The organism is Rhodoferax sp., assembly GCF_030646845.1.
Classification (GTDB): Bacteria; Pseudomonadota; Gammaproteobacteria; order Burkholderiales; family Burkholderiaceae_C; genus Rhodoferax.
On the sequence record NZ_JAUSLE010000058.1, the window covers coordinates 40,270 to 63,026 of the forward strand.

23 protein-coding genes are annotated in these 22,757 nt (G+C 63.9%); 12 read left to right on the top strand and 11 right to left on the bottom strand.

Translation table 11 applies throughout. The features are described from left to right. Positions 1–12 precede the first annotated feature (12 nt). The 3 genes from Q7T10_RS13955 (at position 13) to Q7T10_RS13965 (ending at position 5,109) form a co-directional block, all read left to right on the top strand. Positions 13–711 (top strand): glutathione S-transferase family protein, encoded by a 699-nt coding sequence (locus tag Q7T10_RS13955; protein ID WP_304749295.1) that lies wholly within the window; start codon positions 13–15, stop codon positions 709–711. 1 nt (position 712) lies between these two features. Further along, positions 713–1,969: a multifunctional CCA addition/repair protein gene (locus Q7T10_RS13960; protein WP_304749296.1), complete on the top strand. Its 1,257-nt coding sequence runs from the start codon at positions 713–715 to the stop codon at positions 1,967–1,969. Positions 1,970–2,127: 158 nt separating this feature from the next. Further along, positions 2,128–5,109: an EAL domain-containing protein gene (locus Q7T10_RS13965; protein WP_304749298.1), complete on the top strand. Its 2,982-nt coding sequence runs from the start codon at positions 2,128–2,130 to the stop codon at positions 5,107–5,109. Positions 5,110–5,141: 32 nt separating this feature from the next. Here the strand turns inward: Q7T10_RS13965 and Q7T10_RS13970 are convergent, their stop codons facing one another. From Q7T10_RS13970 to Q7T10_RS13985, 4 genes are all read right to left on the bottom strand, one after another. Continuing rightward, the gene (locus tag Q7T10_RS13970; protein WP_304749299.1) at positions 5,142–6,134 is read right to left on the bottom strand and encodes an ROK family protein; all 993 of its coding nucleotides are present in this window, start codon (positions 6,132–6,134) and stop codon (positions 5,142–5,144) included. 50 nt (positions 6,135–6,184) lie between these two features. Further along, positions 6,185–6,622, bottom strand: coding sequence for a thioredoxin TrxC (gene trxC, locus Q7T10_RS13975; protein WP_304749300.1), 438 nt, complete (start codon positions 6,620–6,622; stop codon positions 6,185–6,187). Positions 6,623–6,716: 94 nt separating this feature from the next. Continuing rightward, positions 6,717–6,911, bottom strand: a complete 195-nt coding sequence (locus tag Q7T10_RS13980) for a DUF2905 family protein (protein ID WP_304749302.1) — start codon at positions 6,909–6,911, stop codon at positions 6,717–6,719. 20 nt (positions 6,912–6,931) lie between these two features. Next, positions 6,932–8,086 (bottom strand): class I SAM-dependent methyltransferase, encoded by a 1,155-nt coding sequence (locus tag Q7T10_RS13985; RefSeq protein ID WP_304749304.1) that lies wholly within the window; start codon positions 8,084–8,086, stop codon positions 6,932–6,934. Positions 8,087–8,107: 21 nt separating this feature from the next. Here Q7T10_RS13985 and Q7T10_RS13990 point away from each other — a divergent pair, with 21 nt between their 5' ends. The 6 genes from Q7T10_RS13990 (at position 8,108) to Q7T10_RS14015 (ending at position 13,497) form a co-directional block, all read left to right on the top strand. After that, positions 8,108–8,902 carry an SDR family oxidoreductase gene (locus Q7T10_RS13990; RefSeq protein WP_304749307.1) on the top strand — a complete coding sequence of 265 codons (795 nt, stop codon included), beginning with the start codon at positions 8,108–8,110 and terminating at the stop codon, positions 8,900–8,902. 30 nt (positions 8,903–8,932) lie between these two features. Continuing rightward, complete coding sequence (locus Q7T10_RS13995) at positions 8,933–9,304, top strand: dihydroneopterin aldolase (RefSeq protein WP_304749309.1); 372 nt, start codon at positions 8,933–8,935, stop codon at positions 9,302–9,304. Between the two features lie 14 nt (positions 9,305–9,318). Continuing rightward, positions 9,319–10,254, top strand: coding sequence for a tRNA 2-thiocytidine(32) synthetase TtcA (gene ttcA, locus Q7T10_RS14000; RefSeq protein ID WP_304749312.1), 936 nt, complete (start codon positions 9,319–9,321; stop codon positions 10,252–10,254). A 30-nt stretch (positions 10,255–10,284) separates the two neighbouring features. After that, on the top strand, positions 10,285–10,893 hold the full coding sequence (locus Q7T10_RS14005; RefSeq protein ID WP_304749314.1) for a DUF4136 domain-containing protein: 609 nt from the start codon (positions 10,285–10,287) through the stop codon (positions 10,891–10,893). A 102-nt stretch (positions 10,894–10,995) separates the two neighbouring features. Continuing rightward, positions 10,996–11,637: a histidine phosphatase family protein gene (locus tag Q7T10_RS14010; RefSeq protein WP_304749355.1), complete on the top strand. Its 642-nt coding sequence runs from the start codon at positions 10,996–10,998 to the stop codon at positions 11,635–11,637. Between the two features lie 87 nt (positions 11,638–11,724). Continuing rightward, positions 11,725–13,497, top strand: coding sequence for a lysoplasmalogenase family protein (locus tag Q7T10_RS14015; protein WP_304749315.1), 1,773 nt, complete (start codon positions 11,725–11,727; stop codon positions 13,495–13,497). Here Q7T10_RS14015 and Q7T10_RS14020 read toward each other — a convergent pair. From Q7T10_RS14020 to ruvB, 4 genes are read right to left on the bottom strand one after another with little or no spacing between them, the layout of a single operon-like run. Next, positions 13,485–14,207 (bottom strand): ABC transporter ATP-binding protein, encoded by a 723-nt coding sequence (locus Q7T10_RS14020; protein WP_304749318.1) that lies wholly within the window; start codon positions 14,205–14,207, stop codon positions 13,485–13,487. The two genes, Q7T10_RS14015 and Q7T10_RS14020, sit on opposite strands and share 13 nt — an antisense overlap. A gap of 1 nt (position 14,208) precedes the next feature. After that, entirely contained in the window at positions 14,209–15,435 is a 1,227-nt protein-coding gene (locus Q7T10_RS14025; protein WP_304749321.1) for an FtsX-like permease family protein, read from the bottom strand. A 13-nt stretch (positions 15,436–15,448) separates the two neighbouring features. Further along, positions 15,449–16,579 carry an efflux RND transporter periplasmic adaptor subunit gene (locus Q7T10_RS14030; RefSeq protein ID WP_304749323.1) on the bottom strand — a complete coding sequence of 377 codons (1,131 nt, stop codon included), beginning with the start codon at positions 16,577–16,579 and terminating at the stop codon, positions 15,449–15,451. Positions 16,580–16,616: 37 nt separating this feature from the next. Further along, entirely contained in the window at positions 16,617–17,675 is a 1,059-nt protein-coding gene (gene ruvB / locus Q7T10_RS14035) for a Holliday junction branch migration DNA helicase RuvB (RefSeq protein ID WP_304749325.1), read from the bottom strand. A gap of 153 nt (positions 17,676–17,828) precedes the next feature. Here ruvB and Q7T10_RS14040 point away from each other — a divergent pair, with 153 nt between their 5' ends. Continuing rightward, on the top strand, positions 17,829–19,025 hold the full coding sequence (locus tag Q7T10_RS14040; protein WP_304749326.1) for a carbonic anhydrase: 1,197 nt from the start codon (positions 17,829–17,831) through the stop codon (positions 19,023–19,025). A 107-nt stretch (positions 19,026–19,132) separates the two neighbouring features. Here Q7T10_RS14040 and ruvA read toward each other — a convergent pair whose 3' ends face one another. Further along, a complete protein-coding gene (gene ruvA / locus Q7T10_RS14045) occupies positions 19,133–19,705 on the bottom strand; it encodes a Holliday junction branch migration protein RuvA (RefSeq protein ID WP_304749328.1) in 573 nt (190 codons plus the stop codon). A 41-nt stretch (positions 19,706–19,746) separates the two neighbouring features. Between ruvA and Q7T10_RS14050 the strand changes: the two genes are divergently transcribed. Next, positions 19,747–20,754, top strand: coding sequence for a PhoH family protein (locus Q7T10_RS14050; protein ID WP_304749330.1), 1,008 nt, complete (start codon positions 19,747–19,749; stop codon positions 20,752–20,754). Between the two features lie 69 nt (positions 20,755–20,823). Then, positions 20,824–21,279, top strand: coding sequence for an rRNA maturation RNase YbeY (gene ybeY, locus Q7T10_RS14055; protein WP_304749332.1), 456 nt, complete (start codon positions 20,824–20,826; stop codon positions 21,277–21,279). Positions 21,280–21,351: 72 nt separating this feature from the next. Here ybeY and dtd read toward each other — a convergent pair whose 3' ends face one another. Next, positions 21,352–21,819 (bottom strand): D-aminoacyl-tRNA deacylase, encoded by a 468-nt coding sequence (gene dtd, locus Q7T10_RS14060; protein ID WP_304749334.1) that lies wholly within the window; start codon positions 21,817–21,819, stop codon positions 21,352–21,354. Positions 21,820–21,838: 19 nt separating this feature from the next. Continuing rightward, positions 21,839–22,756, bottom strand: coding sequence for a cation diffusion facilitator family transporter (locus Q7T10_RS14065; RefSeq protein ID WP_304749336.1), 918 nt, complete (start codon positions 22,754–22,756; stop codon positions 21,839–21,841). Between the last annotated feature and the right edge of the window lies 1 nt (position 22,757).

A 22,757-nucleotide genomic window follows, 5' to 3' on the forward strand; every position in this document is an offset into this window, starting at 1 on the left:
TGGAGACCCCCCATGCTCAAGCTCGTGATTGGCAACAAGAACTATTCGTCCTGGTCGATGCGCCCCTGGGTGCTGCTCAGGCAGGCGGACATCCCGTTTGAAGAAGTCAAGGTCCGTTTTGACTCGTTCGAGGCGGGTTCCGCTTTCAAAAACACCGTCAATGCCCTGACACCCACCGGCAAGGTGCCGGTGCTGGTGGACGGCGACCTGGTGGTGTGGGACACGCTGGCGATTGCGGAATATGTGGCCGAGTTGTTTCCGGACAAACAACTCTGGCCGCGTGACCGGGCCGCACGGGCGCGCGCCCGCAGCGTCTGCGCCGACATGCATGCCGGATTCACGCATCTGCGTGGCAACTGCCCGATGAACATTGAAGTATCACTGGCCGACACTGGCGCCCTGATCTGGCGCGACAAACCCGGGGTGCGCACCGATGTGGCACGCCTGGTGGCCATGTGGCAAGGCATGCTCAGCGAGCATGGTGGCCCGCTGCTGTTTGGCAGCTTCTCGATCGCCGACGCCTACTTTGCCCCGGTGTGCATGCGCCTGAAAACCTATGCCCTGCCGGTGCCACCATCGATCGCCGAATACGTGGCACGGGTGTGCGCGCTGCCGGGCGTCAAGGCGTGGATGGACGACGCTGTGGCAGAAAGAGACTTTCTCGATTTCGAAGAGCCTTACCGCCTTGCTCCCACCGACCCACAACACTGACATGCAAATCTACCTGGTGGGTGGCGCGGTACGGGATGCCCTGCTGGGTTTGCCAGTGAAAGACCGCGACTGGGTGGTGGTGGGTGCCACGCCAGACACCCTGACGACGCAGGGCTTTCTCCCGGTCGGCAAGGACTTCCCCGTCTTCTTGCACCCCAAGACCCGTGAAGAGTACGCACTGGCCCGCACCGAGCGCAAGACCGCCCCCGGCTACCACGGCTTTCACGTCCACGCCGCGCCCGATGTGACGCTGGACGAAGACCTGGCGCGCCGCGACATTACTATCAATTCAATAGCTATTCAGGCAGATTCCATAAGGGCTGATGGCACATTTGACTCTGAAGACGAGGGAATTGTTGACCCCTGGGGCGGGCGGCAGGATCTGGCGTGCAAGGTGTTCCGGCATGTCACGACCGCCTTTCGCGAAGACCCGGTGCGCATCCTGCGCGTGGCCCGGCTGGCAGCGCGCTTCCGTGACTTCACGGTGGCACCCGAAACCATGGCGCTGATGCGCGACATGGTGCACTCGGGCGAGGTGGACCACCTGGTGGCCGAGCGTGTCTGGCAGGAGCTGGCCAGAGGGCTGATGGAGGACACGCCGTCGCGCATGTTCGGGGTGCTGCGTGAATGTGGGGCGCTGGCGCACCTGCTGCCCGAGGTCAACCAGCTGTGGGGGGTGCCGCAGCGGGCCGAATACCACCCGGAGATCGACACCGGCATCCACCTGATGATGGTGCTGGACATGTGTGCCCGGCTGCAGGCCTCCCTGCCCGTGCGTCTGGCCTGCCTGTTCCATGATCTGGGCAAAGGCACGACACCCGTGCACCTGCTGCCACGCCACCTCGGGCATGAAGAACGCAGTGCCCGCCTGCTCAAGGGGGTTTGCGAACGCCTGCGCATACCGACCGAATGCCGGGAATTGGCCGACGTGGTGGCGCGCGAGCATGGCAACATTCACCGCAGTGGCGAGCTGGGCCCGGCAGCCACAGTGCGCCTGCTGGAACGCTGCGACGCTTTTCGCAAGCCGCAGCGCTTCGGTGAGGTGCTGCTGGCCTGCGAGTGCGATGCGCGTGGGCGCCTGGGGCTGACCGAGGCAGCCTACCCACAAGGCCCGCGACTGCTGGCCGCGTTGTCTGCTGCCCAGGGTGTCGCTACACATTTGATAGCTGAACGGGCAATTGCGACGGGGGCCAGTGGCAAAAACATTGGGAAACTCATTCACATCGCCCGAGTGGAGGCGGTGCGTGCCAGTCTGTAGTCATGCCGGGCCTTGCAATCACTGCGCCATGCCGCCGACGAATGGAGGGATTCTCCACGCCAAACCTGGCGTTAGCGGCGACACGAGTCATGGGATACTGCGCGTGGAGCAGTGTCTGTTGACACTTTCTCCGTCACTCTCATTTTCTCTATTCAAGCGTGAAAGAAGAACTGACCCCACCTTCTGACAGTCAAGTCTCCCAGGCTACACAATGCAGTCCGTCGGGTTTGTACCCGCCTGAGCAGGAGCAGGACGACAGCGACAACCCCTGGAAGCTGGCGCTGGAGAGTTCGGGCGAAGGCGTCTGGGACTGGAACGTGGTCACCGGTGAGCAGACGCACTCCAGGCAATGGAAAGAAATGCTCGGCTATGCGGAGCATGAGGTCGGCACGGGTTATCACGAGTTCACCGACCGGGTCCACCCCGATGACATTGCCCGTGTGCAGGCCGCAGCCACAGCCTACATGGAGGGCCGCGCACCGGCCTATTCGGCTGACCTGCGCCTGCGCTGCAAGGACGGCTCCTGGAAGTGGATTCTCACCCGCGGCATGGTGGTCAGCCGCGATGCCAGAGGTCGGCCCCTACGCATGATCGGCACCCATACCGATATCACCGAGCGCAAGCAGACTGAGGAGACGCTGCGCGAGCTCAACCTGCGACTGATTGAGCAGACCGGTCTGATGCAAACCACACTGGCCAGCATCAGCCAGGGGATCTTCATGCTCGATGCCACTGGACGGGTCAGCACCTTCAACCCCAGGGTCTGCGAGTTGCTGGATATGCCGGAGAGTTTCCTGGCGAACCACCCCACCACGCAGGAGATGACGATTTACCAGCTGGAACGGGGCGATTTCGGTCCCGACGCGCAACTGATGGACCCCAAGACGCGCAGCTACGTGATGAGCGTGGCGCAGGGGACTCCGGGGGTGCTGCCCAGCCACTATTTGCGGCTGACGCCGGCGGGTCGTACCCTGGAGGTCAAGACCCAGATCCTGCCCGATGGCAGCATGGTGCGCACCTTTGCGGATGTGACGGACTATGTTCAGGCCGAAACGGCCCGCAAGCAGTTGAACCTGTTGCTCGATGCCACGCAAGCCATTGCCCGTGTGGGCGGCTGGGATGCTGACATTGCCAATGACCGGATTTTCTGGACCGCCGGTATTTATCGCCTGCTCGAAACATCGGCGGAGCAATACACACCGACAACGGCCACGGCGAGCCAGTTTTTTACGCCGCAGGCGCGCGCGCTGATCAAGGCGTCCTATGGGGACGGCATCGATCAACCCGAGGGGCATGATCTCGAACTGGAAATGGTCACGGCCCGGGGGCGGCGCATATGGGTCCACTCCATGGGCACAACAACATGGGAACAGGGCAAGCCGGTGCGGCGAACCGCCGTGTTGCAGGACATCACCGAACGCAAGCAGAATGAGGCCGCCTTGCGGGAGAACGAGGAGCGCTGGAAGCTGGCGCTGGAGAGTACCGGCGATGGCGTGTGGGACTGGTATGTCCAGACCGGCGAGGAGTTCTTCTCCCGGCGCCTGAAGGAGATGTATGGCTTCGGCGAGCACGAAATGCCCGATCTCGCATCCGAACTCGACGCTCGCACCCACCCCGAAGACGTGGCGAACATGCACAAGGACCGGCAGGCCCATTTTGACGGCCTCACGCCCACCTACATCAACGAGCACCGCGTGCGCTGCCGGGACGGCAACTGGAAATGGGTGTTAGCCCGGGGCATGGTCATCAGCCGCGATGCACAAGGCCGCCCATTGCGCATGATCGGCACCCACACCGACATCACCGATCGAAAAAGGTCAGAGGCGCTGGTCTGGCAACAAGCCCATTTCGACGCGCTCACCGGCCTGCCCAACCGCAACATGCTGCGCGACCGGCTGGAACAGGAAATCAAGAAGAGCCGGCGCGACGGACTGCAGCTCGCCTGCCTGTTCATTGACCTCGACCATTTCAAGGAAGTCAACGACACGCTCGGCCACGACACCGGCGACCTGCTGCTGATTGAAGCCGCCCGCCGCATCCGGGACTGCGTGCGAGCGTCCGACACCGTGGCCCGCATGGGCGGCGATGAGTTCACCGTCATCCTGACCGAGGTGACCGACGCCGCCAGCATCGAGAGCATCCTGCAAAAAATCCTGCAGGCACTGGAGGCCGTGTTCGAACTGGGTGACGAGCGGGTTTTTGTCTCCGCCAGCATCGGCATCACGATGTACCCGCTGGATGCCACGGAAATTGAAGGTCTGTTCAAGAACGCGGACCAGGCACTCTATGTGGCAAAAGGCGCCGGACGGAATCGATTCAGCTTTTTCACGCCGGCACTGCAGGAGGCGGCCCAGATGCGCGTGCGCCTGGCGAATGACTTGCGCGGCGGGCTGATCCATCAGCAGTTCAGGGTGGTTTACCAGCCCATTGTCGAACTCGCCACCGGGGCCGTTCACAAGGCGGAAGCGCTGATTCGCTGGCATCACCCCACGCGCGGGCTGGTCAGTCCGGCCGACTTCATCCCGATCGCAGAAGCCAGTGGCCTCATCGTGGACATTGGGGACTGGGTGTTCCAGCAGGCGGCCCACCAGGTGAAGGCGTGGCGGGCCGCGCTGGACTGCGATTTCCAGATCAGCGTCAACAAGTCACCGGTGCAGTTTCACGAACGTGGCGGCAGCCACGCACCGTGGGACCGACAACTGCAGGCGATGGGCTTGCCGGGCGAGAGCATTGTGGTGGAAATCACCGAAGGGCTGCTGCTGGACACCAGCTCCAGTGTGGCCGACCAGCTGCTGGAACTGCGCGACGCCGGCATTCAGGTGTCACTGGACGACTTCGGCACCGGCTATTCGTCGCTGTCCTACCTGCAGAAATTTGACATCGATTTCATCAAGATCGACCAGTCCTTCGTGCGCCACCTGATTGCCGACTCTACCGACCTGGCCCTGTGCAAAGCCATCATCGTCATGGCCCATGCATTGGGCATCAAGGTGATTGCCGAGGGCGTTGAGACCCCGCTGCAGCGCGACCTGCTGGTCGCTGCGGGCTGCGACTACGCGCAGGGCTACCTGTTCTCGCGCCCCATCCCGGCGCCGGACTTTGAGGCCTTCATGGCAAGCAAAGGCCGGTCTGGCCGTTGAACCAGTGGCCCCGGCCCCTACCGGTGCGGACCTCAAGCCACCAGTGCCAACGCGCCGAAGTCACCCACCCGTTCACCCAGGCCGGCCGGCACCAGTTCGCAGCCGTCGGTCAAAGCCGCCAGTCGGCCGCTGATGTGGGTCTGCAGCTTTGGCAACAGCATCGCGCGGTGATGCCAGAACACGCTGCCCCCGATACTGATGCGCTGCAGGTCGAGCGTCACGATCAGGTTGTACAGGGTACGACCAATCACCCGGCACAAGTCATCAATGATGGCCGCAGCCCTTGCATCACCTGCATTGGCAGCGATGAAAAGCGTGGCAGCATCCGTGTAGCCCAGATGTCCAAAACGCCGGGGGATCGCGTTACCGGCGGCCAGACCTTCCACGTCGCCAACATTGCCGCAACCGCACAGGGCGTCTTCGTTGTCACTCACAAAGAGATGACCGGCGTGGCCGGCATTGCCGTTCTTGCCGCGCAGCACATGCCCGTCCACGCACAGACCCACGCCAATGCCGGTGCTCCAGGTCAGGTAAGCGCAGTTGGCCAGGGGCTGGCCGTTGATCTGGAGGGCGCCCCAGCGGCGCTCGGCCTCCAGTGCGCCGATGCCGTCGTTCTCCACCCGCACCCTGGCGAAAACCTGACGCAAGGGCGCCTCCAGCAAAGCGGTCTGCCATTCGTTGGGCAGGCCGCGCGCCTGGCCCGCCAGACCGCCGCAGATATTGGGTGCGGCCAACTCCACGCAGCCGGCATTCATGACAAACGGGCCGCAGGAGGCCACGCCCACCGCCGAAAGATCGGCAATCGCCACACCGGCGGCCTGGCAGCTTTGCCCCACCAGCCGGATGATCTGCTGCGCCAGCGCATCGTTGGCACCCACTTTGGCAGTCGGTTCAGCCACACGCCCTCGCACCCCCCGGGCGTCGGCGATGCTGACCGCCACCTTGGTGCCACCAACGTCAACGCAGGCGACTGGCGCGGCGCCTTCAGGAAGTCGAAATCCGTCAGACTGGAAAGGCTTGTTCATGCGTGCTGTCACTGATTGCTGATGCAAGCGGGCTGGACCCAGGACGGCCTTCAGGCGCGTTGTGATTGCGCCCAGCGGACGATGTCGGCCGCCCCCATGGCGCCGGCCTGGCGCGCGACTTCGCGCCCGTTGGCAAACAGCGCCAGCGTGGGAATGCTGCGAATATTGAATCGGGCGCCCAAGGATTGGGACGCTTCGGTATCGACCTTGACGAGCCTGAAACGCGGCTCCAGCTGCGCCGCCGCCTGTTCAAACGCCGGCGCCATCTGGCGACACGGACCACACCACGGCGCCCAGAAGTCCACCAGCACCGGAATCTGGCTGCGGTTGATGTGCCGGTCAAAATTGCTCTCATCCAGGGCCAGCGAATGCGCCACAAACAGCGGCTTGTGACAGCTGCCGCAATCGGGCGCGTTGGCCAGGTCATCGCCGCGCACGCGGTTCGTCGTGTGGCAATGCGGACAGACAATGTGCAGAGAATCAGTCATCAAAATACCTTTTAACGAATCAATCAACCAAGTAGATGGAGGCCGAACCGGCAGGCTTCAAGCCTGGCATTGCCTCCAAAACCGCCCATGCAGCCTAGATCACCTTGGCCACGAAGCTGGCCAGCAGGCTCAACAAGATCGTGGTGGTCAGCGGAATGAACCAGTCACGGCCAAACAGGCGGAAGGAGAAGTCACCGGGCAGCTTGCCAAACCCCAGTTTATGCAGCAAGGGCGTGAGGCCGTTGATCAGCATCAAGGCAAGCAGGATGACGAAAAACCAGCGGATCATGGATTGCTGCCGATCATGGTTCAGAGCGTATGGGTCCGGTCGCCCTGCGAAAACCCGATCGCCTCCCACGGCTCGCCCTTGTACAGGCCGATGACCTTGAACAGCTCACCCATTTCATGCTCCATGATGAGTTTTTGCGCCTGCACCCGCACGGCCAGCGGCGCCGTCTCCATTCGGGACACCAGACCGCAATTGATCAGAAACCGCGCCTGCGTGCAATAGCCCAGGACGTTCAAGCCCGCCTCCTGGGCGGCCAGGGCGATGCCGGTGAAGTTGACGTGCGCCGTGATGTCCTTGAGCCCGATGTCGCTCAGGGGGTCGGGGTCGGACCGGTGGCTGCGGTGGCACATCACGGTACCCATGTGCCGCTGCGGGTGGTAGTACTCGTGTTCCGGGAAACCATAGTCAATCAGGAAGGCAGCGCCTACGGTGAGCCTGTCAGCCAGGGTGCGCACGAACGATTCGGCCTGGGGATGGATTTCCGTCAGATAGTCATGCACGCCTTCAATTTCCACCGGCGGACGCAAATCGGTGAGGCGGTCGTGCCAGACGAACCGGGGCGCGCCGCCGCCCTGCTGCTCGTCCATGGCCGGGTCCAGCGCGACGCCGCGCTCGTACCAGACGCCATTCACCCGGGCCAGCAGCTTGACCGGCATGGCGTCCAGCACCTCGTTGCCGAGCACCACCCCTTGCAGGGTGTCGGGCAGCTCGCTGACCCAGCGCACGGTGCCGGCAAACCTTCCCAGGGTTTCTTGCTGGCGCGCCCGCAGGCTGCCCGACAGGTCAACAATGCTGTAGCGCGCCAAGGGCAGGCCCATGGCCTCCAGGGTATCCAGCACCTGCAGCGCCAGCGCCCCGGAGCCGGCACCAAATTCCCAGACCTCGTTGGTTTGCGTGACCTGCAGGGCCTGGGCCACCTGGGCCGCAAGCGTCTGGCCAAACAGGGGCGTCATCTCGGGCGCGGTCACAAAGTCGCTGCCGGCCACGGGCACGCCCGCCTGCAGGCGCGAGGGCATGGTACCGAATTTGGCACTGTCGTTGGCGTAATAGCCCAGGCCCGGCGTGTACAGGGCCAGCGCCATGAACGCATCAAAGCCGATCCAGCCCTGGTCCGCCGCAATGACCTGGGCGATGCGGGCTGAGAGGGCGCTCGTTAAACTGTAGGGTGTTGTCATCACAGCCTGAATTGTCCCCGAATGTCTTCGCCCGCTCCCGCCCGCACGGTTCTCGTCACCGGTTCTGCCAAACGGCTGGGGCGTGAAATCGCGCTCGCGCTGGCGAAGGACGGCTGGCAGGTGGCCGTGCACTACCGGGATTCACTCGAAGATGCTACCAAAACAGTAGCTGACTGCGCACGTTTGGCGGGGGCTAGCGCCTCTTTTCGTGCAAACCTGGCGAACGAGGCGGCGGTGCGCAATTTGCTCCCGCAGGTGATTGCCCGATTTGGCCGGGTGGACGCCGTGGTCAACAGCGCCTCCACTTTTGAGCACGACACCGCGTCGACCTTTGGCTTTGCCGCCATGGAAAAACACATGCGCAGCAACGCAGGCGCCGCCATTCTGCTGGCGCAGGCGCTGCACGCGCATGTGCTGGCGCGCGAGGGCGCGGACAATCCGACTGCGAGCGGGTCGCAGGGCGTGGTGGTGAATCTGCTGGACCAGAAACTGTGGAACCAGAATCCCGATTTCTTCAGTTACACCCTGTCCAAAGCGGCGCTGGAAGCCGCCAACACCCTGCTGGCGATGGCGCTGGCACCGCAGCTTCGCGTCGTCGGCGTCGCGCCAGGACTGACGCTGACCAGCCACCTGCTGACGCAGGAGAAATTTGAAGCGCTGCACCAGCTTTCGCCGCTGGGCCGCTCGTCAACAACGGCCGATGTGGCCGCCACCGTGAAGTTTGCGATCGACAACCAGTCCATCACCGGCACCACACTGCTGGTCGATGGCGGCCAGCATCTGATGAAATTCGAACGTGATTTTTCCATGCTGTGACCCCTTGCAGCGAACGAACCCATCCACCCCATGCCCAACACACTAGGCCACCAGACCCTCACGCTCACCGGTTTGCGTTTTGACGCCAACCTGGGGATTCTGGAGCTGGAAAAAACCGCGCCGCAGCCGATTCAGGTCGATGCCGAACTGAGCCTGGGCCAGCAGCCGCTGCTGCCGCACGACGACGACATCCACCATGTACTGGACTACCGCAAGGTGCGCCAGATCATCATCAATGAATGCACTGCCGAGCATGTGAACCTGCTCGAAACCCTGATCGGCAAGCTTGCCAACCGGCTGATGCAGCTGCCCGGCGTGCTCGGGGTGCGGGTGAAAATTGCCAAGCTGGAAATTTTTGACGACTGCGAAGTCGCCATTCGCATGGAAACCGGTCAGTGGTAACAGGAAAGAAATATATGAGTGCAGTCTGGACAGACAACGAGGTGACGCCGCTCGACCAGGAGCCGGCAAAAAAACCCAAAATCGAGCTCGAAACCCACAAGCTTGAAAAGCGGCTGTGCCGTCAGGTCGGTCAGGCCATCATGGACTTCAACATGATTGAAGAGGGCGACCGTGTGATGGTGTGCGTGTCGGGCGGCAAGGACAGCTACGGCATGCTCGACATCCTGCTCAAGTTGCAGGCCCGGGCTCCCATCAACTTCGAGCTGATTGCCGTCAACCTGGACCAGAAGCAGCCCGGTTTTCCGGACCACATCCTGCCCGAGTACCTGAAACAACTGGGGGTGCCGTTTCACATTGAAACGCAGGACACCTACAGCATCGTGAAGAAGGTGATTCCCGAAGGCAAGACCATGTGCAGCCTGTGCAGCCGTCTGCGCCGCGGCATTTTGTACCGGGTGGCCGATGAGCTCAAGATCACCAAGATTGCGCTGGGCCACCACCGCGACGACATGCTGCAGACTTTCTTTCTCAACATGTTCTTTGCCGGCAAGCTCAAGGGCATGCCGCCCAAACTGGTGAGCGACGACGGTGGCCACATCGTGATCCGGCCACTGGCCAATGTGGCCGAGAAAGACCTCATCCGCTGGGCCGCGCACCGCCAGTTCCCCATCATTCCGTGCTCGCTGTGCGGCAGCCAGGAAAACCTGCAGCGCAAACAGATCGGCAACATGCTGCGCGACTGGGAGAAGCAATACCCCGGGCGCATCGAGAGCATGTTCACCGCGCTGCAAAACGTGGTGCCCTCGCACCTGATGGACACAAAGCGCCATAATTTCAGGGACGTCAAGACCACCGGGGTGCCGTGTGCAGACGGCGACAAGGTGTTTGACGAGGAAGAGTTCCCGGTGGCCTCGTTGCCCAGCCTGCAGATGGTCAGCATTCAGGTCTGATTTCCTTCACTGTCTTACACGGGAGGTCTCATGTTCAGGTCATTGCTTGCTCTTGTTTTTGCGGCGTTCTGGTTGACCGGCTGTGGCGGCATGCGGCTGGTGGAGTCAGATGTCCGCAGCTACGCGACCCCGCCGCTGGTGCCGCCTGGCGCCAGCTACCGGTTTGAGCGCTTGCTGTCGCAACAGGCTGATGTAGCGCGGCAGACCCGGCTGGAAGCCATGACGCAACAGGCGCTGGCAAAAGTCGGCCTGCAACGCAATGACGCGGTCGCCCGTTATAGCGTGCAGGTTTCGGCCGCCATGAAAGTGACACCCTATGCGCCGTGGGATCAACCTGCCCCGGGCTGGGGCCTGGGCTGGAACCTGGGCCTGGGCGTGCACAGCGGCAATGTGCTGCTGATGGGGAACACTGGCTGGCCCGGCTTTGGCATGGGCGAGTCACCCTATTACTGGCGCCAGGTCAGTCTCATCATCCGCAACCTGAGCACGGCCCAGGTGGTTTACGAAACCCACGCGACACATGACGGGCGCTGGGCCGACAGCGAAGCGGTCATACCGGCCATGCTGGACGCTGCGCTGAAAGGCTTCCCCAACCCGCCACCCGGCGTGCGCCGGATCAACATCGAAATCCCACGCTAGAAATATGGCCCCCACGCTCGGCACTTCGTGTCCTCCCTGCCCCCCGCGGGGGCTGATCCGTCTTGGGGCGGCCCGGCGCCGGATCTATCCAGAATCATGCCCATGAACGCCACCCGCATCATTGCCGTTCGGCACGGTGAAACCGCCTGGAACGTGGACACCCGCGTCCAGGGGCAACTTGATATCGAACTCAACGAGACTGGCCGCTGGCAGGCGCAGCGTCTCGCACTGGCGCTGGCTGGCGAGCCCGTCAACGCCATCTACTCCAGCGATTTGTTGCGGGCCAGGGATACGGCGCACGCCATTGCCCGCATCACCGGACAAGCGCTGCAAACCCACGAGGGCTTGCGGGAGCGCGGTTTTGGCGTCTTGCAGGGCAAGACCCACTCGGAAATCGAAGCGCACTGGCCCGAGCAGGCGCTGCGCTGGCGCCAGCGCGACCCGCATTGGGCGCCACACGGCGGTGAATCGCTGGTGGACGTGCGCGAGCGCATCATCCGGACCGCGTCTGAGCTGGCAGCCCGGCACGTGGGCGAACAAATTGTGCTGGTGGCCCACGGCGGTGTGATGGACGTGCTTTACCGCGCCGCTACCGGGCAGGACCTGCAGGCACCGCGCAGCTGGCAATTGGGGAATGCGGCCATCAACCGGCTGTTGTGGACGCCGGACGGCCTCACCCTGGTGGGCTGGTCCGACACGCGCCATCTGGACGACGACGCGACGCTGGACGAAACGACGGCCTGAGAAAGGCCCCCAAGGCGGGCGACAACGCCGGCTTCATCAGGGTTGATGCCAAGGGCATTACGGCGTGACCCACGGCAAAATCAAGGCATGAATCAATTCCAGGTCATTGTGCTGGCCACACCCTTTTTCTTGGTGCTGATTGCGCTTGAGTTTGCCTGGGGCTACGCGCGCCAGCGCCGCGGCACCGGCCACAACACCTATCGCCTGAACGACGCCATCAACAGCATCAGCCTGGGCGTGCTGAGCCAGCTCGGCGGCATCTTCACCAAGCTGCTCACCGTGGGCATCTACACCGCCATCTATTCCTCGGTCGCGCTGTTCGACGAGCCGGTGTTCTGGGGCACCTGGTATGGCGTGCTGCTGGCGCTGGTGTTCTATGACCTCTGCTACTACTGGCTGCACCGGGCGGGCCACCGCATCGCGGTGTTCTGGGCGGCGCATGTGGTGCATCACCAAAGCCAGCACTACAACCTGTCCACCGCGCTGCGCCAGACCAGTAGCGGCGCCTTGCTGGGCTGGTTGTTCTATGTGCCGATGGCGATCGCGGGCGTGCCACCGCTCATCTTTGGCATCGTGGCCCTGATTGACCTGCTGTACCAGTTCTGGGTCCACACCGAGCAGGTGGGCAAGCTGGGCTGGTTTGACCGCGTGTTCTGCTCGCCGTCGAATCATCGCGTGCACCATGCTGTGAATGACCACTACCTGGACCGGAACTACGGCGGCATTCTGGTGCTGTGGGACCGCCTGTTTGGCACCTTCCGCGAGGAAGACAAGAAATGCGTTTATGGCACGCGGGGCCAGCTCGACAGCTGGGACCCGCTGTGGGCCAATGCTGAGGTTTACTGGGCCCTATTCAAGGATTCGTGGCACACCCGCCGCTGGAGCGACAAGCTGCGGGTCTGGCTCAAGCCGCCGGGCTGGCGCCCTTCTGATGTCGCCGCACGCTTTCCCAAAGCCGACTTCGACATGGCCAAAGTCAGCACCTTCGATCCGCCCGCCAGTCGTGCGACCCTGTGGTTTGCGGGCGTGCAGTTTGCGTTGCTGCTGCTGGGCGTGTCGACCGTTTTGTGGTTTGCCGAGAGCTGGCCCACGCGCGACATCGCGGTCTGGAGTGCGGCACTGGCGGCGGGCTACTGGGCGATTGGCGCCGTGCTGCAGGGCCGCATCAGCGTGCTGGAGGTGCTGCTGATCGAGGTCGCGGCACTGGCGACGGCCACCAGCACGCTGGGGCTGCTGGAGCTGCACTTCATCTTCAAGCCGCTGACCATGCTGGTTGCTATCGTTTTTGTAGCTATGCGCGCAATGGAATCGGGAGCTGGAGGCCGATTTGATGCCTTATTGATGGCGGCCCTGGCGGCCTCGCTGGCAGGCGATGTGTTCCTGATGCTGCCCGGCGGCTATTTCATACCGGGCCTGGCCTCCTTCCTGGTGGGCCATCTTTTCTACATCGCGCTGTTTCACCGGGGCATGCCGTGGTTTCCCAGTCGCCGCGCCCTGCTGGGCACGCTGGGCGTGGGCGCCGCCATGTACGCCTGGGTCTGGGGCGGCCTCAATGACCCGGTGCTCAAAGTCGCGGTCGCCGCCTACGTGACGGTCATCGCGCTGATGACCGCGCAGGCCATTGGCCGGGCCCAGGTACAGCGCGACCCGGCCTCCACCGCCGTCGCAGTCGGCGCCTGCTTCTTCATGCTGAGCGACTCACTCATTGCCATCAACCGTTTTGTGCAGCCCGTGCCGCTGGTGGCTTTGTGGGTGCTGTCGACCTACTACATGGCGCAAATCCTGATCGTGCACAACGCACGGTCAGTCAGGCCATCCACCGAGCCGCTTCAGTCATCGCCGATGCCCTACGGCGGATAGACAACGGGCTCGTCGCGTGCGATGCGGCCGTCGATCAGCTCCACCGTCCGGTCACAACGCGCCGCCAGGCGCGGGTCGTGCGTGACCACGACGAACGAAATACCGCGCTCGGCATGCATGCGCCGCAGCAAGACAAACACTTCGTCCGACGAGGCCGTGTCCAGGTTGCCGGTGGGTTCGTCGGCCAGCACCAGCGGCGGCGCCATCACCAGCGAGCGCGCAATGGCGACGCGCTGCTGCATGCCGCCCGACAGCTCGGACGGCCGCTTGTCCATGGCCTGGGCCAGGCCCACGGCGGCCAGCAGTTCGCGCGCGTGCTCAAGCTGTTTCGCACCGACCCGGCCCTCGGCCATCAGCACCGGCAGCGTCACATTTTCCAGCGCGCTGAAGGCCGGCAACAAGTGGTGGAACTGGAACACGAAACCCAGGGTCGTGCGCCGGCGCAGGGTCAGGCCGGCGTCGTCCAGGCTGCTCACCTCTTCGCCCTGCAGCTGGTAGCTGCCGGCCGTCATGCGCTCCAGCAGGCCGATGATGTTGAGCAGCGTGCTTTTGCCCGAACCCGAAGGTCCGATCAGCGCAATGAACTCGCCCCGCTTCACCCGCAGGTCCAGGCCGTGCAGCACTTCAGCTTCGTTCGGCAGGCCCACGTTGTAGCTCTTGCGAACGCCGTTCAGTTCGATCAGCGCCGAAGATGCGTTGGACTGGTCCACACTAGATCCTGATGGCCTGCGCCGGGTCCATGGCGGCGGCGCGACGCGCCGGGGCGATCGCGGCCAGCACGCCGCAGACCGTCGCAATGAACGCCACCTGCAACGCAGTGGCCAATGGCAGCGTGATCGCAAACAGCGGCAGCCCGTCAGAGCCGCGCACAAAGTGGGTGAACAGCCAGATCAGCAGCACCGCCAGCGCGATGCCCAACAGCGAGCCCACAGCCCCGACCACGGCGCCCTGCACCAGGAACACACGCAGGATCTGCCCCCGCGTCGTCCCCATGGCGCGCAGGATGCCGATCTCGCGGCGCTTTTGCACCACCGACACCACCAGCACACTGGCGATGCCCAGCACCACGACCACGAGCACCACGCCGCGGATCATCGCCGTGCTGACCGACTGGGCGTTCAACGCGGAAACCAGCTGGGCGTTGTTCTCCTGCCAGCTCTCGATCTTGTAGGGAAACTGCCGGCGCAAGTCTTCTGCCAGGGCCTGCGCCGTCCAGACGTTTTTCAGGGCCAGGTCCAGCCCGGTGGCGCCGCCCGGCAAACCGAGCAGGCTTTGCGCCGCCCGCAGGGGCACGATGACGGTGCGCCGGTTCAGATCCTTCACGCCCAGGTCCACCAGGGCGGTGACGCGCACCGAGTCACTGACGATGCCGGTCTGCAGTGTCAGCCGGTCGCCCACGCGCACCCCCAGATCGGAGGCCAGCTCCCGGCCCAGGATGGCCTCGCCCGGCGCGAGCCTGGCGCTGCCGCTGTCCACCTTGCTGCGCAGCCCGACGATGCGGTCGTAGCGGTCCAGGTCCACGCCCATCAGGGCAATGGCCTGGGTGGCTTCGCCGCGCAGGGCCAGGCCACTGCCCGATACCAGAGGCGAGACGGCCGCGACGTTGTCATGCCGCTCAAGCAGGGGCACCAGTGCCTGCCAGTTGACGACCGAGCGCAAACGCTGCGCGCGCGGCTGGGTTTCGGTCAACGCCGTGCCCTGCGGCACGGTGAGCCGCGCGGGCAGCACCACATCGTCAGGCGAACGCAGGGTGATGTGGGCCTGCGCGCCGAGCGTCTTGGCCAGGGTGTTGCTCTGCAGACCGTTGATAAGGGCGGAGATGTAGGCAATCACCGCCACGCCCGCGGCCACGCCCACGATGATGAGCAGGGTCTGCATCCGCCCTTCACGCAGGAAACGCAGCGCCACCCGCCGTTCGAAACCAAGCCAGGAGTTCATGGCCGCGAACCGCTCAGCGCCCCATGGCGTTGGACATCGCCGATCCCGCGTCTTCGCTGCGGGCACCGGGCGTGATGGCTTTGCCCGGCTGCCAGGCCACCACCTGCGTGCGAACCCGGTCACCTGGCTTGAGCGTGCTTTTCAGCAAGACCAGGTCGCCTTCGGACAGGCCTTCCAGCACTTCCGCCGCGTCCAGTGTGCGCAGGCCCAGGCGCACCGCTCTCTCCTGCACCCGCCCCGCCTGCAGCACCAGCACGGCGGCGCCCGATGCCCCCAGCGCGGCGATTGGCAGCACCAGCGCCCGCTCGCGCCGCGCCGTCTCCACATCCACCGACAAGGTCATGTCCTCGCGCAGGAAAACGGATGCCTGCTGCTCCAGCGCAAACTTGACCTCGATCGCACCGCGTTGCGAATCGACCACCGGCGCAATCGACAGCACGCGCGCGGCAAATGGCTGCGTGGCAAAGGCGTCAGCCACCACCATGGCCTTCTGGCCCGGCTGCAACTGGTCAAGAAAACGCTCGTCCACCTGCGCACTCAGCTGGGTGGGGCCGGTCAGCGCCAGGCTCAGCAGGGCCTTGCCCGGCTGCACGATCTGGCCCGGCTCGACCTGGCGCGACAGCACGCGGGCGTCTGCCGGCGCCACCAGCGTCGTCTGCGTCAGGCGGGCGCGGGCGGCAGCCGCCGAGGCGCGGGCCGAGCCCCGCTGCGCCAGCGCCACATCCACCGCGCGCTTGGCCTCATCCAGTTGGGCGGCACTGTAAAAGCCCTGCGCCACCAGTTGCTGCACCCGCCGCAGCGTGGCCTGACCCGCCTGCAACGTCGCGTCGGCCTGCCGTTCGGCAGCCACGGCTTGCGCCAGGGCGGCATTCAGTTCATCAGTTTCAAGCCGGATGAGCGTCTCGCCGCGCTGAACCTGCGCGCCCTCGCGCACCAGCACCTGCGCCACCCGGCCGGTCAGCGTGCTGCCAATATCGACGCGCGACAGCGTGGCGACCCGTGCCGAAAACTGCAAGGTGCGCACCAGAGGGGCCATCTGCATCACCAGGACCTCCACCCGCGGCGCACGCAAGAAGAGCCAGGCCGCCCCGGCCAGCGCCACGGCGAGCACGCCCGCCATGATCCAGATCCATCGACGTTGCATCGCCGCGGCGATCATGGGGTGTGCGCTTTCAACGGATTCAGACCTCGAACAGCCCACCCTCGGTCGAGGGTGGCGTCACGCCCAGGTGCCGGTAAGCAGCCAGCGTAGCGATGCGCCCGCGCGGCGTGCGCTGCAGATAGCCCTGCTGGATGAGATAGGGCTCGATCACGTCTTCAATCGTTTCGCGCTCCTCGCCAATGCTGGCGGCGATATTGTCGAGCCCGACCGGCCCGCCATCAAAGCGGTGGATCACGGCCTCCAGCAGCTTGCGATCCATCAGATCGAAGCCCTGCGGATCGACATCCAGCATGGCCAACGCCCGGTTGGCGATGTCCAGCGTGATCTCGCCCACGCCTTTGACGTCGGCATAGTCACGCACCCGGCGCAACAGCCGGTTGGCAATGCGGGGCGTGCCGCGCGAGCGCCGGGCAATCTCGAAGCCGCCCTCCTCAATCATGGGCACCTTGAGCAGTCCGGCACTGCGCCGCACGATGCGCGCCAGCTCCTCAGAGGTATAGAACTCCAGCCGCGCCACAATGCCGAAGCGGTCGCGCAACGGGTTGGTCAGCATGCCGGCGCGAGTGGTGGCACCGACCAGGGTGAAGGGTTGCAGATCGAGCTTGATGGAGCGCGCCGCCGGCCCCTCCCCAATCATGATGTCGATCTTGTAGTCTTCCAGCGCGGGGTAGAGGATTTCCTCCACAACCGGGCTCAGGCGGTGAATTTCGTCAATGAAAAGAACGTCGTTCTTTTCCAGGTTGGTCAGCAACGCGGCCAGGTCCTTGGGTTTTTCAAGCACCGGGCCACTGGTCTGGCGCAAATTCACGCCCAGTTCGTGCGCGATGATGTGCGACAGCGTGGTCTTGCCCAGGCCGGGCGGGCCAAACAGCAGCACGTGGTCGAGCGCTTCATCGCGCTTTTTGGCGGCGCTGATAAAGATCTCCAGCTGCTCGCGCACCTTGGCCTGCCCGACGTACTCGTCCAGCAGCTTGGGCCGCAGGGCACGCTCGATGGCCTCTTCATTGGGTGATGCAGGCGCAGCGGACACCATGCGTTTGGCAGGCGGGGGGGCGAAATCGTCGGTCTGAATGCTCACGTGGGGGTGGGGATGCTGAGTGAGGCTTGACTATAGCGTGCACCGGAGCGTGGGGGCTCAAGTGCCCTGTCGAATATGCCGATAACAGAACACAAACCCGTCTTTTTCCCAAGATGGCCTGAACATCGTGCACACCCACCGGGTCCGCCTGACATGACAACGACTCTCCTGAAGCCCCTTTCCCTTCGCCCTGCACCACAGAACGCCTGGCGCGTCTGGGGCGGATTCTCATGCCTGGCCATGGCCCTGGCAGCAGGATTCCCAAGCCCAAGCCGGGCTGCTGACCCTGCTGCGGCCACGGCCGACGCCCACGCGGCGCCGGCGAAAACACCGGCGGCGACCGCTTCCGCACCCAAAAACATGGCAGACCAGGTGCGCGAAGCCGTTGACAGCGGCGCGGCGTCCAACAAGCGGCTGACCCTGGTGATCAACGGTAAAGAGAAAAAATACATCACCCTGCCCGGCAAAGAGCCGGTCACGCCAACCGAGCCGCCGGCCAAAGAGGCAGACAGCGGACATGGTGCTGCACCAACCAGCGTGGCATCACGCAAGCCCGTCGCGACCATCGTGAACCCGAAGGCCAGCCGCCAGTACATTCGCGCCAAAACCACAGCCCTGACGGGTCACGACGCGCCCGTGGCAGCCGGCGACACCCACCCGGACGGCGAAGCCCACTGGCGTTACGAGGGCGAGACCGGGCCACAGGCCTGGGGCAAGCTCAAGCCTGATTTCAATGTTTGCGCCATTGGCAAGCGCCAGTCCCCCATCAACATTGAGGAGTCAGGCACGCTGCAGGGTCCGGCGGAGCCCCTGCAGTTCAACTACCAGCCCAGCAGCGGCACGGTGGTGAACAATGGCCACACGATCCAGGTTGACCTGACCGGCGACAACTCCCTGACCGTACGCGGCTCCAGCTACAAGCTGCTGCAGTTCCACTTTCATCACCCCTCAGAAGAGCGCGTCGATTACCGCGGCTTTGCCATGGTGGCGCACCTGGTGCACAGGAATGCCGAGGGCCAGCTGGCCGTGGTGGCCGTGTTGCTAGACCCCGGCGTTGCCAACGCCCTGATCAACAAGGTGTGGACCTACATGCCGCTGGACAACAACGACCGCGTGCGCATGCCCTCCGGGCTGATCGATATGAACGAACTGCTGCCCAAAGACCAGCGCTATTACCAGTTCATGGGCTCGCTCACCACGCCACCCTGTACCGAAGGCGTGCTGTGGCTGGTGCTCAAACAACCCACCACGGTGAGCCGGGACCAGATCAGACTGTTCTCGCAGCTGTTCCCCAACAACGCCCGCCCGGTGCAGGCCGTGAATGGGCGGGCGGTGCGCAACGCGCAGTAGGCCGTAGCCCCCACGCTCGCCCCCTGCGTGTGGGTCGCTGCCCGCCGAGGGGACCGCATTTCGCCTTGGGACGGCCCGGCGGCGAAACCTCTCTTGCGCTGGCTTGGTTACTTTGCCAGTGCCCGCAGCGCCAGCTTGATGCCCTCGCTCACGCCCACGTCGACAGGCAGGGCCTTGAGCGACACTGCCGCTTCCTTGTCGCTGTAACCCAGCGCCAGCAGGGCCTGCAGGATGTCGGCCTGGGCGTCGTTGGCCACATTGGCGTGCACACCGATGTCCGGCCCCAGTTTGCCCTTGAGTTCCAGCAGCAAACGTTCTGCGGTCTTCTTGCCAATACCGGGCACCTTGATCAGCCGCCCGGCTTCCTGCAGCGTCACGGCCTGGGCCAGCTCACTCACGCTCATGCCCGACAGCACCGACAAGGCTGTGCGGGGGCCGACGCCTGAAATCTTGATGAGCTGGCGAAAGGCCTCGCGCTCCTGCGCGTGCTCGAAGCCATACAGGATCTGCGCATCTTCACGCACCACAAAATGCGTCAGCAAACTCACGCGCGCGCCGACCTCCGGCAGGTTGTAAAACGTGCTCATGGGCACATGTACCTCATAGCCCACGCCATTGCAGTCCACCAGCACCTGGGGTGGATTTTTGTCGCCAAGCGTGCCCGTCAGTTTGCCGATCATTTATTGCCTATCATGGGTAACTCTTTTCAGGAATTATCAACTTGATTCTCAGACACCTTTTTTCGCCGCCCAACAACGCCCGCCTTGCCCACCTGTGCGGCCCGATGGACGAACATCTGCGCACCATTGAAGTGGCACTGCAAGTCAAGATTGCCCACCGGCACGAACAGTTCAAGGTCGATGGCACCAAGGCCAATGCCAAACGCGGCATGGAGATGCTGCAGGCCCTGTATGAAATGGCGGCGCGCCCGATTGAGCCCGCCACCGTGCAGCTGATGCTGGCCGGCGACGGCGAAATGAACGACTCCGACAGCCATGCCCTCAAGACCAAGCGCAGCGACCTGAAGGCCCGCACCATCAACCAGGCCACTTACCTGGACAACATCGCCAGCCACGACATCACCTTTGGCATTGGCCCGGCCGGGACTGGCAAGACCTACCTGGCGGTGGCGATGGCGGTGGATGCCCTGCAGCGCAGCGCCGTGCAACGCATTGTGCTGACCCGCCCCGCCGTGGAAGCGGGGGAGCGGCTGGGGTATTTGCCAGGCGACCTGGCGCAGAAGATCGACCCCTATCTGCGCCCACTGTATGACGCGCTGTATGACCTGATGGGTTTCGAGCAGGTGCAAAAGGCGCTGGAGCGGCAGACGATTGAAATCGCGCCGCTGGCTTTCATGCGCGGACGCACGCTCAACACCGCCTTTGTGATTCTGGACGAGGCACAAAACACCACGCCCGAACAGATGAAGATGTTTCTCACCCGTATTGGCTTCGGCTCCAAAGCGGTGGTGACGGGCGACGTGAGCCAGATCGACCTGCCGAAAACCCAGCTCAGCGGCCTGATTGACGCTGAGCGCGTGCTCAAACGGGTCGACGGTATTGCCATGTGCCGCTTCACCAGTGCCGACGTGGTACGCCACCCGCTGGTGGCGCGCATTGTGGATGCCTACGATGCACCCGGGCGCATCGGCCAACAACGGCGGGACGACGACGAACCGCTGATGTCTATTGCCACGGCGCGCCCGCGTGCCCGCAAGAAGATCGTTTAGGCGTTCCGCTTGCTATAAAAACAATAGCTACCTGCGCATATTAACCGGGGGCCGGAGGCCTTTTACTCAATGCTTTTATTGAATCAACTCACCTTGTCGCTGCAATTCGGCAAGATAGACGACGCGGCGCTGCATCGTGCCGCCCTGCCCCGCCACAAAGTGGCCCGCTGGATTCGCCATGCGCTGCAAAGCGATGCCGAGATCACGGTGCGCATTGTGGACGCCGAAGAGGGGCAGGCGCTGAACCGCGACTATCGGCACAAGGACTACGCCACCAATGTGTTGACCTTTGATTACACCCAGGAACCCGTGGTCACCGCCGATCTGGTGCTGTGCGCGCCCGTGGTGGCAAAAGAAGCCAAAGAGCAGGGCAAGACGCTGCAAGCCCATTACGCCCACCTGCTGGTGCATGGCGCGCTGCACGCGCAAGGCTGGGATCACGAAACCAGTGAGGAAGACGCCCAGGTGATGGAACTGCGCGAAACCGAGATTCTGGCCCGGCTCGGGTTCGCCAACCCGTATTGAGCATAAAAGTGCCTGCAGCCCCCGTCAATAAAGCGCAGACAACTATCTAATTGATAGCAATATGACTTCCTGCTATTTAAGCTCTGGCGGCATGCGCAGGGGAATCGTCACCGGTCCGTCGTTCACCAGGTGTACCTTCATGTCGGCACCAAACTGCCCGGTCTGTACCACCGGATGCACGGCTCTGGCCTGCGCCACAAAGTAGTCGTACAGCCTGCGACCCTCGTCAGGCAATGCAGCCCCGGTGAAGCTCGGCCGGTTGCCCCCCGTGGCATCGGCTGCCAGCGTGAACTGGCTCACCACCAGCAGTCCGCCAGCGCTGCCCCGACCGTCCATGTCCTGCACGCTGCGGTTCATCTTGCCGGCGTCGTCGCTGAAGATGCGCAGCTTCAGGATCTTGGCCAGCATCCGGTTGCTCTGGGCCTCGCCGTCACCCCGTTCGGCGCACAGCAGCATCAGCAACCCCGGCCCGATCTCACCGGCTGTTTGGCCGTCAATCACGACGCGCGCCTCGCTGACGCGCTGCAGGAGGGCGATCACGCCTGGATCCCGGCCATCTTCACATCAGGTCCTTGGGGTCGTCAAAATGCGCTTCCACATCACTGGGCAGCAACTGGATGGTGGCGCGCAACCCCGGCACAGCGCTCATCAACGCCTGCTCCACACTCGTGCGCACGGCAGCGGCCCGCCCCAGCGACCAGGCAGCCGGCATGTGCATATGCATGTCCACGAATCGGCGCTGACCCGAGCGGCGCGTCGTCAAATGATCAAAACGGATGGTGTGATGGTCAAAATCTGCCAGCGTCTTCTGGATCTCGCTCAGTACTTCGGGCTCCACCGCTTCGTCCATCAGGCCCTGCGAAGAGCGCCACATCAAATGAAAGCCTTCCCGGAGAATGTTCAGGGCCACCCCGATCGCCACCACGGGGTCCAGCCAGAGCCAACCCGTGACCGAGACGGCGCCAATGCCGATGACCACGCCCACTGAGGTCCACACATCTGTCACCAGGTGCCTGGCATCGGCCTCCAGCGCGATGGAGCGATGCGTTTTGGCGGCGCTGAACATCACCCAGGCCAGCAATCCGTTAAGGCATGAGCTCACCACCGACAGCGCCAGGCCCCAGCCAACCGCCTGGATGGGTTGCGGGTCAAACAACCGGCGCCCGGCCGCCCAGACAATGCCCATGGCCGCGGCAATGATCAGGATGCCCTCGAAGCCGGATGAAAAATACTCCGCCTTGTGGTGTCCGTAAGGGTGTTCCTCGTCCGCCGGTCGCAGTGCAATGGTCACCATCATCAGGGCGAAAATGGCGCTGGCCAGGTTGACCAATGACTCCATCGCGTCCGACAGCAAACCGACCGAATCGGTGATGTACCAGGCCAGCGTCTTGAGCGTGATGGTGATGACGGCCACCACCACCGAAGCCCACAGCAGACGCTGGGGGGTGAGAAAACGGGCAGGCAGCAAGGTCGCCATG